Origin of the sequence: Streptomyces pyxinae, assembly GCF_024756275.1 — a bacterium.
In the GTDB taxonomy this organism is placed as follows: Bacteria; Actinomycetota; Actinomycetes; order Streptomycetales; family Streptomycetaceae; genus Streptomyces; species Streptomyces pyxinae.
This window is the reverse complement of record NZ_JANUGQ010000009.1, coordinates 100293-112614: the sequence shown is the minus strand read 5'-3', so window position 1 is coordinate 112614 and position 12322 is coordinate 100293. Positions and strand designations below refer to the sequence as shown.

The window sequence follows — 12322 nt, the reverse complement described above, 5'->3', positions numbered from 1 at the left end:
AAGCTTCGCGGCCCTCCGTCACAGTCGGTGGCGGAGGTGGTGCCCGATGACCACGACGGACGCCCTGGGACGATACGGGGAACGACTGGCCGCGCGCCGGCTGGGCGAGGCCGGCATGACGGTGCTCGCACGCAACTGGCGATGCGGACGGACCGGTGAGATCGACATCGTCGCCAGGGACGGCGACACCCTCGTCGTGTGCGAGGTCAAGACGCGCCGGACGGGCGCCTTCCAGCACCCCCTGGCCGCTGTCACCCCGGCCAAGACCGAGCGGCTGAGACAACTCGCCGCCTGCTGGCTCGCCCGGCACGGCGGCCCGCCGCCCGGAGGCCTGCGCATCGACGTCGTCGGAGTCCTGCTACCCCGGCGCGGCGCTCCCGAGGTGCAGCACGTGCGGGGGGTGGCCTGATGGGATTCGCCCGCACCTGCTCGGTCGCCCTGGTCGGTGTGGAAGGCGTGGTGGTCGAGGTCCAGGCCGACCTCGAACCCGGAGTCGCGGCCTTCACCCTGGTCGGCCTGCCCGACAAGAGCCTCGTCGAGAGCCGCGACCGGGTCCGGGCCGCCATCGTCAACTCCGGAGCGGAGTGGCCCCAGAAAAAGCTGACCGTCGGACTGAGCCCCGCCTCCGTCCCCAAGGGCGGCTCGGGCTTCGACCTCGCGGTGGCCTGCGCCGTGCTGGGCGCGGCCGAGCGCATCGACCCCCGGACCATCGCCGACCTCGTCCTCATCGGAGAGCTCGGTCTCGACGGCCGGGTCCGCCCGGTGCGGGGCGTGCTGCCCGCCGTGCTCGCCGCCGCCGAGGCCGGATACCAGCAGGTCGTCGTGCCCGAGCAGACCGCCGGAGAGGCCTCCCTGGTACCCGGCGTCTCCGTGCTCGGGGTGCGCACCCTGCGCCAGCTGATCGCCGTCCTCGCCGACGAACCCGTCCCCCATGAGCCACCCGACGAGGAGGGCCGGCCCGACGCGATGCTGGCCGGTCTGCTCGTCCCCGGCGCCGGCGTCGGCACCGGACTCGCCCCCGACCCGGGCGACGGACCCGACCTGTCCGACGTGGCCGGCCAGCACGGAGCCCGGCTCGCCCTGGAGGTCGCCGCCGCCGGCGGCCACCACCTGCTGCTCTCCGGACCGCCCGGAGCCGGCAAGACCATGCTCGCCGAACGGCTCCCCGGCCTGCTCCCGCCCCTGACCCGGCAGGAGGCGCTGGAGGTGACCGCCGTCCACTCGGTGGCCGGCCTCCTGCCACCCGGCGAACCCCTGGTCCACCGGCCGCCCTACTGCGCGCCGCACCACTCCGCGACCATGCAGTCCCTGGTCGGCGGTGGCAACGGCCTGCCCCGACCCGGCGCCGTCTCCCTCGCTCACCGAGGCGTGCTCTTTCTGGACGAAGCGCCCGAGTTCTCCGCCAAGGCCCTCGACGCGCTCCGCCAGCCCCTGGAATCCGGCCATGTCGTCGTCGCCCGCAGCGCCGGAGTCGTTCGCCTCCCCGCCCGCTTCCTCATGGTGCTCGCCGCCAACCCCTGCCCCTGCGGCCGGCACACCCTGCACGGCGCCGGCTGCGAGTGCCCCGCCTCACAGATCCGCCGCTACCAAGCGCGGCTCTCCGGGCCCCTGCTCGACCGAGTGGACCTGCGCGTCGAGGTCCAGCCGGTCAGCCGCGCCGACCTCATGGGCCAGGGCGGCCGGGGCGAGACCTCGGCCACCGTCGCCGCCCGGATCCAGGAAGCCCGCGCCCGGGCCGCCGCCCGGCTCGCCGCCACCCCCTGGACCGTCAACTGCGAGGTGCCCGGCCATGAGCTGCGCACCCGCTGGCAGGCCGCCCCCGGTGCCCTGGCCGCCGCCGAACGGGACGTCGAACGAGGCCTGCTCACCGCCCGGGGCCTGGACCGCGTCCTCCGGACCGCCTGGACCCTCGCCGACCTCGCCGGACGCGACCGCCCCGAGGTCCAGGACATCCACCTCGCCCTGGAGCTCCGCACCGGCATCACCCGCGGCGTCCCCCTCGCCACCACGGAGGCCCGATGAGCACCCGGCACCCCGGAGCAGCCGACCCGCCCGCCGGCACCGAGACCGCCGGCACCGGGACCAACAGTACGGAGACCAGCAGCGCCGGGGCCGGGGCCGGCAGCACCGAGACCAGCAGCGCCAGGACCGGCAGCACCGGGGCCGGGAGCACCGGGGCGGGGGCCGGCAGCACCGAGGCCAGCAGCGCCGGGACCGGGGCCGCGATCATCCGGGCCCCGGAGAGCACCGAGAGCGCCCGGGGTGCCGCCCACTACCACCCGGCCCCGCCGCGACCGGCCGGAGGGCGGAATCCAGTCGGCCTCGGCCTCCCCGGAGCCGACACCGATCAGGCACCCCCACCAGGCGCTGCCCCGGCGCCCGGCGCCGCTCCGGTCCTCGACACTGCCCCGGCGCCCGGAGCCGCGCGGGTCCCCAGTACCGCTTGCGAGACCGGTACCACCCGGGAGACCGGTAGCGCCCCGGCCCCCGGAACCGCCCAGGAGCCCGATGTCCCCCAGGCCCCCGGCAGCACTGTGACCGCCGGGGCCGGCCGGACCTCCGTACCCGCCGGGGCCACCGGCCCCGGCAGGGCCGGTGCGACGGCCCCGGTCGCCGGGGAGGCCACCCGGCCGACCGCCGTGCCCACCGACGAGCGGTACGCCCGCGCCGCCCTCACCCGGATCCTCGAACCGGGCGACGAGCACGGCGGACGCTGGCTCCGCCGACTCGGACCGGTCGAACTCCTCACCCGGCTCACCACCCGGACCGGCCAGGACCCCGAACTGGCCGGGGTGAGCCCACGCCGCCTCGAAGGGCTCCGGGCCCGCGCCGCGGTAGCCCGCCCCGAGGCCGACCTGGCCGCCGTCGCCGCCTGCGGCGGACGCTTCGTCGTCCCCGGCGACCCGGAGTGGCCCAGCCAGCTCGACCACCTGGGCGACACCCGCCCCCTCGGCCTCTGGGTACGCGGCGGACCCGACTTGCGCCACTGGGCGCTCCGTTCCGTCGCCCTCGTCGGCGCCCGTGCCTGCACTCCCTACGGCGCCCATGTGGCCGCCGGCCTCGCCACCGGACTCGCCGAACGCGGCTGGGTCGTGGTCTCCGGGGCGGCCTACGGCATCGACGGCGCCGCGCACCGTGGTGCCCTCGCCGCCGGCGGGGCCACCGTCGCCGTCCTGGCCTGCGGAGTCGACGTCCCCTACCCGCGCGGCCACGCGGCGCTCGTCGAACGCATCGCGGAACAAGGGCTGATCGTCGCGGAACTGCCGCCCGGTGACCACCCCACCCGCAGCCGGTTCGTCCTCCGCAACCGGGTCATCGCCGCCCTCACCCGGGGGACCGTCGTGGTCGAGGCCGAATACCGCAGCGGCTCCCTGGTCACCGCCCGGCACGCCCAGCGGCTCGGCCGGTTCACCATGGGCGTCCCCGGGCCCGTCACCAGCGGCCTCTCCGCCGGCGTCCATGAACTCCTGCGTGGAGACGCCCTCCTCGTCACCGACGCGGCCGAGATCGCGGAACACGTCGGAGACATGGGCGACCTCGCGCCCCGACGGCGCGGCCCGCTGCTCCCCAGAGACCTGCTCGCCCCGACCGCCGCACGGGTGCTCGACGCCCTGCCGTCACCCGGCACCACCGCCACGGTCACCGACCTCGCCCGCGCCGCCGGCACCAGCGTTGACGAAACACTCGGCAGGCTGTACGAACTCCACTCCCTCGGCCATGTCGAGCGACACGGAGCCGCGTGGGCCCTGGCGCCCCGCGCCGCACGCCGTCCGAATGCCCGGCGAGGCGGTGCTTGACCTGGGGCATTCGGGTGAAAAGGTGATGCCGATGACCCTCGCAGCCTCCCCGGCGGCCCCCGGAGCGCCGGCACCCGCACCGCCGGCCCCATTCGAAGACGCGGCCGATGACCCACCCGGAGTCCGTCACGATCGGGCGTCCTTCGCGCAAAGCGACAGCTTCGTCACGCTACGCTCATCAGAATTACCGCTTCCACGCGCCGTGTTCACCGGCGCCCCCGTCCCGTCCCGCGCCCGCCCCGTGGCTCACCCCGCCCGCTTCCCGCACCCCACAGCAGAACGGCTCAAGGCGACGCATGCCCCAGCACACCTCCGGGTCCGACCGCAGGGCGGTGCCCCCTGCCGCCCGGGCCGCCGTGCGGCCGCCCGCGCCCTCGTCGCTCGAAGAGCTGTGGCGGTCGTACAAGGACACCGGTGACGAGCGGCTGCGGGAACAGCTGATCCTGCACTACTCACCCCTGGTGAAATACGTCGCCGGCCGGGTCAGCGTGGGGCTCCCCTCCAACGTGGAGCAGGCCGACTTCGTCTCCTCCGGGGTCTTCGGCCTCATCGACGCCATCGAGAAGTTCGACATCGACCGCTCGATCAAGTTCGAGACCTACGCCATCACCCGCATCCGGGGCGCGATGATCGACGAACTGCGCGCCCTCGACTGGATCCCGCGTTCCGTACGGCAGAAGGCCCGCGCCGTGGAACGCGCCTACGCCACCCTGGAGGCCCAGCTCAGGCGCACCCCCTCGGAAGGCGAGGTGGCCGCCGAAATGGGCATCGGCCTGGAGGAACTCCACGGCGTCTTCAGCCAGTTGTCCCTGGCCAACGTCGTCGCCCTGGAAGAGCTGCTGCACGCCGGCGGCGAGGGCGGCGACCGGCTGAGCCTCATGGACACCCTGGAGGACACCGCCGCGGACAATCCCGTCGAGGTCGCCGAGGACCGGGAGTTGCGCCGCCTACTCGCCCGTGCCATCAACACCCTGCCGGACCGCGAGAAGACCGTCGTCACCCTCTACTACTACGAGGGCCTCACCCTCGCGGAAATCGGCAATGTGCTCGGTGTCACCGAGAGCCGGGTCAGTCAGATCCACACCAAGTCGGTGCTCCAATTGAGGGCCAAGCTTGCCGACGTGGGGCGCTGACGTCGAACGAGCGGTCGTAGAGTGGAGCCGTGCCCAGGATTCGAGCGGCCTCCGTGGCCGAGCACCGGACCATGCAGCGCGCCGCCCTGCTGGACGCCGCGCGCTCCCTCCTGTCCGAAGGCGGGACCGACGCCCTGACCTTCCCGGCCCTCGCCGAGCGCACCGGCCTCGCCCGGTCCTCCGTCTACGAGTACTTCCGCTCGCGCGGCGCCGTCGTGGAGGAGCTCTGCGCCGTCGACTTCCCGGTCTGGGCGGCCGAGGTGGAGGCTGCGATGGCGGGGGCCGACACCCCCGAGGGCAAGATCGAGGCGTATGTGCGCCGCCAGCTCGACCTGGTGGGCGACCGGCGCCACCGCGCCGTCGTCGCCATCTCCGCGAGCGAACTGGACGACGGAGCACGCGAGAAGATCCGCGCGGCCCACGGCGGCCTGGTCGCCATGATCGTCGAAGCCCTCGGAGACCTGGGCCAGCCCCAGCCGCGCCTGACCGCCATGTTCCTCCAGGGCGTCGTGGACGCCGCGGTCCGCCGTATCGAGCTCGGCGCGGCGGAGGACCCGTCGGCCATCGCGGAGGCAGCGGTCTCCATGGCGCTCCACGGCGTACGGGGCACCTGACCCGAGGCCCCGCCTCTCCACACAGTCCCGGCCTTCCGGGGGGCTCCCCCCCCGCCCCCCCGCCCCCTCCCACCCACCTCCTCCTCCTCCTCCACCGTCTCCACCGTCACCGCCGTCGCCACTCCTCCGGCGCCGTCGCCACTACTGCCCGTCCGCCGCCGCCACTCCGCCGGCGGTGCGGGGCCGTGGCAGGGCTCCGTACGGAGGCGGCTGTTAGCGTCCTCTCCGTGGTGGAGCACCAGGACCGGACCAGGGCGGCCTACGACGGGGTCGTCGAGCTGTACGCGTCGCTCTTCGCGGACCGGCTGGAGACGCGGCCGTTCGCGCGGGCCATGGTCGGCACCTTCGCGGAACTGGTGCGCGGGACGGGAAACCCTCGGGCGGCCGACGTCGGATGCGGGCCCGGACATCTGACGGCCATGCTGCGCGACCTGGGCCTGGACGCCTTCGGGCTCGACCTCTCCCCGGCCATGGTCGACCACGCCCGGCGGGCCCATCCGGAGTTGCGGTTCGACGAGGCGCGGATGGAGGCGCTGCCGGTCGCGGACGGCACGCTCGGCGGAGTGCTGGCCCATTACTCGACGATCCACACACCGCCCGGCGAACTGCCCGCGCTCCTCGCCGAGCAGGCGCGTGTCCTGGCGCCGGGGGGCCTCCTCCTGGTCTCGTTCTTCGCGACCGGGGGACCGGAGCCGGTCCGCTTCGACCACAAGGTGGCGCCCGCCTACAGCTGGCCTGCGGACCGGTTCGCCGAGGCGCTGGCCGGGGCCGGGCTCGTCACGTCCGCCAGGCTGCTCCACGACCCGGCCTCCGAGCGGGGCTTCCTCGACGCCCATCTGCTGGCCCGCCGCCAGGGCCCCGCCGCCTGATCACGGGACGGTCCCGGCCGCCCACAGCGGCAGCAGCCGGGACGGCGCGCCCCGCAGCAGGTGCGGCGGCAGCAGCGACAGCGGGTTCAGGTACTGGTCCCCCCGGCGCAGCCCCCAGTGCAGGCAGGTCCCGGCGCAGTGCGAGCGCCCGGCGGCCGTGACCGCCACCCGCTGCCCGGCCGCCACCGGGGAGTCCCGGGCCACCAGGGGGCGGACCGGCTCGTAGGTGACGCGCAGGGGCGGGTCGCCGGTCGCCGCGAGGGTGATGGTCAGGGCCCCGCGACCGCCGACCGGGCCCGCGAAGGTCACCCGCCCGGCCGCCGCCGCCCATACCGGGGCACCCGGCGGGGCGGCCAGGTCCACACCCCGGTGCCCCGGCCCGTACGGAGTGGCGGGCGGCTCCCAGCCCCACACCACCGCCGGGCGCGGCGGCCCCAGCGGCCAGACGCCGGACGGCGGCCCGTCGGGTGCCCCGGGTGTCCCCTCCGCGGGTGCGGGGGCCGGGATCGACCGGGCCGGAGCCGGCACCCAGGCCGGGGTCCGAGCCGGAACCGGAGCCGGGGTGGGGGACGGCGGGGACGCGGGGGCGCCGAGGCCCGGGAGGGCGGCGGCGAGCGCCAGGAGGAGCGTGATGCGGTGCATGGGAGGAGCTTCCCGCGAAAGCGGGCGGGCCGGTGATCATGGGCCGGATCTGTGGAGTACCGGTCGGTTGTGGACAACGCCGTCACCCGGCACTGTCCGGGTCCCGTACACTTCTTCTGGCGATCCGGGTCACCGGGTCGACTTCGCACGCCCCGCCATCACTGTCGAAAGCCAGGCGAGAGCCGGCCGGCGGCCGTGGCAGCGCTCTTCGGTCCCTCGTGGCAGCAGCGCGACCGGGGCGTCAGGACACAACCGAGAAATCAAGGAGATACGGCCATGGCCGTCGTCACGATGCGGGAGCTGCTGGAGAGCGGCGTCCACTTCGGTCACCAGACCCGTCGCTGGAACCCGAAGATGAAGCGCTTCATCTTCACCGAGCGCAACGGCATCTACATCATCGACCTGCTCCAGTCGCTGTCGTACATCGACCGCGCCTACGAGTTCGTCAAGGAGACCGTCGCGCACGGCGGCTCCATCATGTTCGTGGGCACCAAGAAGCAGGCGCAGGAGGCGATCGCCGAGCAGGCGACCCGCGTCGGCATGCCCTACGTCAACCAGCGCTGGCTGGGCGGCATGCTCACCAACTTCTCCACCGTCTACAAGCGCCTTCAGCGTCTGAAGGAGCTTGAGGCGATCGACTTCGAGGACGTGGCCGCCTCCGGCCTCACCAAGAAGGAGCTCCTGGTCCTCTCGCGCGAGAAGGCCAAGCTGGAGAAGACCCTCGGTGGTATCCGCGAGATGCAGAAGGTGCCCAGCGCCGTCTGGATCGTCGACACCAAGAAGGAGCACATCGCCGTCGGTGAGGCGCGCAAGCTCCACATCCCGGTCGTCGCGATCCTCGACACCAACTGCGACCCCGACGAGGTCGACTACAAGATCCCGGGCAACGACGACGCCATCCGCTCCGTCACCCTGCTCACCCGTGTGATCGCCGACGCCGTCGCCGAGGGCCTCATCGCCCGTTCCGGCGTCGCCACCGGTGACTCGAAGCCGGGCGAGAAGGCCGCGGGCGAGCCGCTCGCCGAGTGGGAGCGCGACCTGCTCGAGGGCGAGAAGAAGGCGGACGAGGCTCCGGCCGCCGACGCCGAGGCGCCTGCCGCCGAGGCCGAGAAGCCGGCCGAGGCCACCGAGGCCCCCGCTGCCGAGGCCCCCGCCGCCGAGGCTCCGGCCGCCGAGCAGCAGGCCTGACCTTCCCGGTCGCAGGTCGTGCAGGAGACGGCGGGGGCTCCTGGAGCCCCCGCCGTCCACCCGTAGATCTTCCAGACTTCGAGAGAGACTCACAGATCATGGCGAACTACACCGCCGCTGACGTCAAGAAGCTCCGCGAGCTCACCGGCGCCGGCATGATGGACTGCAAGAAGGCGCTGGACGAGGCCGAGGGCAACGTCGAGAAGGCCGTCGAGCTGCTCCGCGTCAAGGGCCAGAAGGGCGTCGCCAAGCGCGAGGGCCGTTCCGCCGAGAACGGTGCCGTCGTCTCCCTGATCGCCGACGACAACACCTCCGGTGTCCTGGTCGAGCTGAAGTGCGAGACGGACTTCGTCGCCAAGGGTGACAAGTTCCAGGCCGTCGCCAACACGCTGGCCCAGCACGTCGCCGCCACCGCCCCCGCCGACATCGCGGCCCTGCTCGCCTCCGAGATCGAGGCCGGCAAGACCGTCCAGGCGTACGTGGACGAGGCCAACGCCAACCTCGGCGAGAAGATCGTGCTGGACCGCTTCGAGCGGTTCGCGGACGGCCACGTCACCGCCTACATGCACCGCACCATGCCGGACCTGCCCCCGCAGATCGGTGTCCTGGTCGAGCTCGACAAGGAGAACGCCGAGGTCGCCAAGGGCGTGGCCCAGCACATCGCCGCCTTCGCGCCGAAGTACCTCTCCCGCGAGGACGTCCCGGCCGACGTCGTCGAGGCCGAGCGCCGCGTCGCCGAGGAGACCACCCGCGCGGAGGGCAAGCCGGAGGCCGCCCTGCCGAAGATCGTCGAGGGTCGCGTCAACGGCTTCTTCAAGGAGGTCACCCTCCTCGGCCAGCCGTACGCGCTCGACAACAAGAAGTCCGTCCAGCAGATCCTGGACGAGGCCGGTGTCACCCTGAAGCGCTTCGCGCGCATCAAGGTCGGCATCTGAGCCGGTACGCGAACGACGCGGGCGCCCGCTAGGGTTGACCGGGCGGGCCCCGCGCGCACGCGCGCCGGACAGCCGCAGATCTGACGAGGAGGCCATTGCCGCAGGGACACCCACCCCACCGGCAATGGCCTTCTTCGTATGTGCACGAGGAGATCTCCATGAATCAGGGCGCCGCACAGGGCGACGACAACCAGGGCAAGATGTCCGGCCGCTTCATGCTGAAGCTGTCCGGCGAGGCGTTCTCCGGCGGCGGAGGTCTCGGCGTCGACCCCGACGTCGTGCACGCCATCGCGCGGGAGATCGCGGCGGTCGTCCGCGCCGGCGCGGAGATCGCGGTCGTGATCGGCGGCGGCAACTTCTTCCGCGGCGCCGAGCTCCAGGTCCGCGGCATGGACCGGGCCCGCTCGGACTACATGGGCATGCTGGGCACCGTGATGAACTGCCTCGCCCTCCAGGACTTCCTGGAGAAGGAGGGCATCGAGACCCGCGTCCAGACCGCCATCACCATGGGCCAGGTCGCGGAGCCGTACATCCCGCTCCGCGCCGTCCGGCACCTGGAGAAGGGCCGCGTCGTGATCTTCGGCGCCGGTATGGGCATGCCGTACTTCTCCACCGACACCACCGCCGCCCAGCGCGCCCTGGAGATCGACGCCCAGGCGCTGCTGATGGGCAAGAACGGGGTGGACGGGGTCTACGACGCCGACCCCAAGACCAACCCGGACGCGGTCAAGTTCGACGCCCTGGAGTACGGCGAGGTGCTCTCCCGCGACCTCAAGGTCGCCGACGCCACCGCCATCACGCTCTGCCGTGACAACAACCTGCCGATCCTCGTCTTCGAACTGCTCGCCGCGGGCAATATCGCCCGCGCGGTCAAGGGTGAGAAGATCGGCACGCTCGTGAGCGACCAGGGCACCAGGGCCTGATCCTCCGGGACCCGGCCGCCGCCGTGCGGGCGGACGGGCCCCGCCCCGCCGGACCCCCCGGCCCGCGCCCCGGTCGTCCCGGGGCGCTCCGGGAGGGGATGGACAAAGCCCTGCCGGTCGGACACCGTGCAGGAACAAGACGCGACGCAGGTTCCGCGGCCCTTCAGCAAGGCGGGCCTACTTCACAACACGCAGGAGCTAGTGGTGATCGAAGAGACCCTCCTCGAAGCCGAGGAGAAGATGGAGAAGGCCGTCGTGGTCGCCAAGGAGGACTTCGCCGCGATCCGCACCGGGCGTGCGCACCCGGCGATGTTCAACAAGATCGTGGCGGACTACTACGGCGCCGTGACGCCGATCAACCAGCTCGCCTCGTTCTCGGTGCCGGAGCCGCGCATGGCCGTGGTGACCCCGTTCGACAAGAGCGCGCTGCGCAACATCGAGCAGGCCATCCGCGACTCGGACCTCGGCGTCAACCCGAGCAACGACGGCAACATCATCCGCGTGGTCTTCCCGGAGCTCACCGAGGAGCGCCGCCGCGAGTACATCAAGGTCGCCAAGGGCAAGGCCGAGGACTCGAAGATCTCGATCCGCTCGGTGCGCCGCAAGGCCAAGGAGACCATCGACAAGTTCGTCAAGGACGGCGAGGTCGGCGAGGACGAGGGCCGCCGCGCGGAGAAGGAGCTCGACGACACCACCGCCAAGTACGTGGCGCAGGTGGACGAGCTGCTCAAGCACAAGGAAGCCGAGCTGCTCGAGGTCTGATGAGCGACTTCTCCCGGGTGACCCCGCCGACGGGCGGTCAGTGGGGTCCGCCCGACCAGGGGTATCCGCCGGGGCCCGCCCCGGTGGCCCCGGCGGGTCCCGCCTTCGACGGGCATGGCGCACAGCAGACTCGGCCCATGCCCCTCGTGCCCGACACACCCGCCGGCGGAGACCAGGACGACCGCGATCGGGGGGCCGCTCGGCTGAGCGGTCCCCTGTTCCGTGACGAGATGCCGCAGGAGCCCATGCCCAGCCCGCCGCCGGTGGCGCCGCAGCCCGCCCCGTCCCCGCAGCCCGGGGACGGCAGGAGCGGTGGTGCGGGGGCCGGCGGTGCGGGGACCGGCGGCAAGAAGCGGGCCGGCCGCGACCTGCGGGCCGCCATAGGGGTCGGCGTCGGTCTCGGCGTGGTGATCCTGGCCTCGCTGTTCGTCTGGAAGGCCGCCTTCGTCGGCGTGATCGTCGTCGCCGTGGTCGTCGGGCTCTGGGAACTGACCTCCCGGCTGTCCGAGCGCAAGGGCATCCGCGCCCCGCTGGTGCCGCTGGCGGTCGGCGGCGCGGCGATGGTGGTCGCCGGCTACGTCCGGGGGGCCGAGGGCGCCTGGGTGGCCATGGCGCTCACCGCGCTCGCGGTGCTGGTCTGGCGGATGACCGAACCGCCGGACGGCTACCTCAAGGACGTCACCGCCGGGGTCTTCGCCGCCTTCTACGTGCCGTTCCTGGCGACCTTCGTGGCGATGATGCTCACCGCCGGCGACGGCCCCTGGCGGGTGCTGACGTTCCTGCTGCTGACCGTGGTCAGCGACACCGGGGCGTACGCGGTGGGCTGGCGGTTCGGCAAGCGCAAGCTGGCGCCCCGGATCAGCCCCGGGAAGACCCGCGAGGGCCTGCTCGGCGCCGTGACCTTCGCCATGGCGGCCGGGGCGCTCTGCACCCACTTCCTGATCGACGGCGGGCTCTGGTGGCAGGGGCTGCTGCTCGGCCTCGCGGTCTCGGTCAGCGCCACCCTCGGTGACCTGGGCGAATCCATGATCAAGCGGGACCTGGGCATCAAGGACATGGGCACCCTGCTGCCCGGCCACGGCGGCATCATGGACCGGCTGGACTCGCTGCTGCCGACCGCCCCGGTGGTCTGGCTGCTGCTGGTGCTGTTCGTCGGCGGCTGACTCCGCCGCCGGTCCGGTTACTCTGGAAGGGCTCGCCGCCCCGGGTGGCGGGCCCTTTTCCGTTCCACGCCCCGCCCCGCACCCCCGGGGGCGAACCGGTGGGGCTCCCGGGCGCGGGTGGCCACCGACCCCCGTACCGCCGCCGGCCCACCGGCCGTACCGGCCCCGCGGCGGCCGTACCGCTGTCGCCGTCCGCGCCGTACGTCCGCCTCCGGCGCCGGGCGGCACCGGGGCCGCGGCGGAACGCGCGACCAGCACGGCCGCGACCCACCGCACCACCGCGGACTGTCCACCAC

12 protein-coding genes are annotated in these 12322 nt (G+C 73.5%); 11 read left to right on the top strand and 1 reads right to left on the bottom strand.

Annotated elements, in window-relative coordinates; genetic code table 11:
- Positions 1 to 46: 46 nt before the first annotated feature.
- The 6 genes from NX801_RS13015 (at position 47) to NX801_RS12985 (ending at position 6413) form a co-directional block, all read left to right on the top strand.
- Positions 47 to 409 (top strand): YraN family protein, encoded by a 363-nt coding sequence (locus tag NX801_RS13015; RefSeq protein WP_258787761.1) that lies wholly within the window; start codon positions 47 to 49, stop codon positions 407 to 409.
- Complete coding sequence (locus NX801_RS13010) at positions 409 to 2022, top strand: YifB family Mg chelatase-like AAA ATPase (RefSeq protein WP_258787759.1); 1614 nt, start codon at positions 409 to 411, stop codon at positions 2020 to 2022. Before NX801_RS13015 ends, NX801_RS13010 begins: the two co-directional genes overlap by 1 nt.
- A gap of 512 nt (positions 2023 to 2534) precedes the next feature.
- Positions 2535 to 3797, top strand: coding sequence for a DNA-processing protein DprA (dprA, locus tag NX801_RS13000; RefSeq protein WP_428986138.1), 1263 nt, complete (start codon positions 2535 to 2537; stop codon positions 3795 to 3797).
- A gap of 296 nt (positions 3798 to 4093) precedes the next feature.
- Positions 4094 to 4930 carry an RNA polymerase sigma factor WhiG gene (gene whiG / locus NX801_RS12995; protein WP_258787757.1) on the top strand — a complete coding sequence of 279 codons (837 nt, stop codon included), beginning with the start codon at positions 4094 to 4096 and terminating at the stop codon, positions 4928 to 4930.
- A 53-nt stretch (positions 4931 to 4983) separates the two neighbouring features.
- Positions 4984 to 5544, top strand: a complete 561-nt coding sequence (locus tag NX801_RS12990; protein ID WP_258787899.1) for a TetR/AcrR family transcriptional regulator — start codon at positions 4984 to 4986, stop codon at positions 5542 to 5544.
- 227 nt (positions 5545 to 5771) lie between these two features.
- Complete coding sequence (locus NX801_RS12985) at positions 5772 to 6413, top strand: class I SAM-dependent methyltransferase (RefSeq protein WP_258787755.1); 642 nt, start codon at positions 5772 to 5774, stop codon at positions 6411 to 6413.
- Here the strand turns inward: NX801_RS12985 and NX801_RS12980 are convergent, their stop codons facing one another.
- Positions 6414 to 7055, bottom strand: a complete 642-nt coding sequence (locus NX801_RS12980) for a M23 family metallopeptidase (RefSeq protein ID WP_258787753.1) — start codon at positions 7053 to 7055, stop codon at positions 6414 to 6416. It lies immediately after the preceding gene.
- 276 nt (positions 7056 to 7331) lie between these two features.
- Between NX801_RS12980 and rpsB the strand changes: the two genes are divergently transcribed.
- The 5 genes from rpsB to NX801_RS12955 all read left to right on the top strand — a co-directional run bounded on the left by rpsB (position 7332) and on the right by NX801_RS12955 (position 12026).
- Entirely contained in the window at positions 7332 to 8243 is a 912-nt protein-coding gene (gene rpsB, locus NX801_RS12975) for a 30S ribosomal protein S2 (RefSeq protein ID WP_258787751.1), read from the top strand.
- A gap of 98 nt (positions 8244 to 8341) precedes the next feature.
- Entirely contained in the window at positions 8342 to 9178 is an 837-nt protein-coding gene (tsf, locus tag NX801_RS12970) for a translation elongation factor Ts (protein WP_258787750.1), read from the top strand.
- Positions 9179 to 9336: 158 nt separating this feature from the next.
- Entirely contained in the window at positions 9337 to 10101 is a 765-nt protein-coding gene (gene pyrH, locus NX801_RS12965) for a UMP kinase (protein WP_258787749.1), read from the top strand.
- 204 nt (positions 10102 to 10305) lie between these two features.
- Entirely contained in the window at positions 10306 to 10863 is a 558-nt protein-coding gene (frr, locus tag NX801_RS12960; protein ID WP_258787748.1) for a ribosome recycling factor, read from the top strand.
- Positions 10863 to 12026 carry a phosphatidate cytidylyltransferase gene (locus NX801_RS12955; protein ID WP_258787747.1) on the top strand — a complete coding sequence of 388 codons (1164 nt, stop codon included), beginning with the start codon at positions 10863 to 10865 and terminating at the stop codon, positions 12024 to 12026. The genes frr and NX801_RS12955 overlap by 1 nt, the downstream gene beginning before the upstream one ends.
- Positions 12027 to 12322 lie beyond the last annotated feature (296 nt).

What these genes read in the sequence shown, in the direction of transcription:
- pyrH (WP_258787749.1), top strand. Translation starts at nt 9,337, where the DNA reads ATGAATCAGGGCGCCGCACAGGGCGACGACAACCAGGGCAAGATGTCC.
- NX801_RS13010 (WP_258787759.1), top strand. Translation starts at nt 409, where the DNA reads ATGGGATTCGCCCGCACCTGCTCGGTCGCCCTGGTCGGTGTGGAAGGC.
- rpsB (WP_258787751.1), top strand. Translation starts at nt 7,332, where the DNA reads ATGGCCGTCGTCACGATGCGGGAGCTGCTGGAGAGCGGCGTCCACTTC.
- NX801_RS12955 (WP_258787747.1), top strand. Translation starts at nt 10,863, where the DNA reads ATGAGCGACTTCTCCCGGGTGACCCCGCCGACGGGCGGTCAGTGGGGT.
- NX801_RS13015 (WP_258787761.1), top strand. Translation starts at nt 47, where the DNA reads ATGACCACGACGGACGCCCTGGGACGATACGGGGAACGACTGGCCGCG.
- NX801_RS12980 (WP_258787753.1), bottom strand. Translation starts at nt 7,055, where the DNA reads ATGCACCGCATCACGCTCCTCCTGGCGCTCGCCGCCGCCCTCCCGGGC.
- whiG (WP_258787757.1), top strand. Translation starts at nt 4,094, where the DNA reads ATGCCCCAGCACACCTCCGGGTCCGACCGCAGGGCGGTGCCCCCTGCC.
- tsf (WP_258787750.1), top strand. Translation starts at nt 8,342, where the DNA reads ATGGCGAACTACACCGCCGCTGACGTCAAGAAGCTCCGCGAGCTCACC.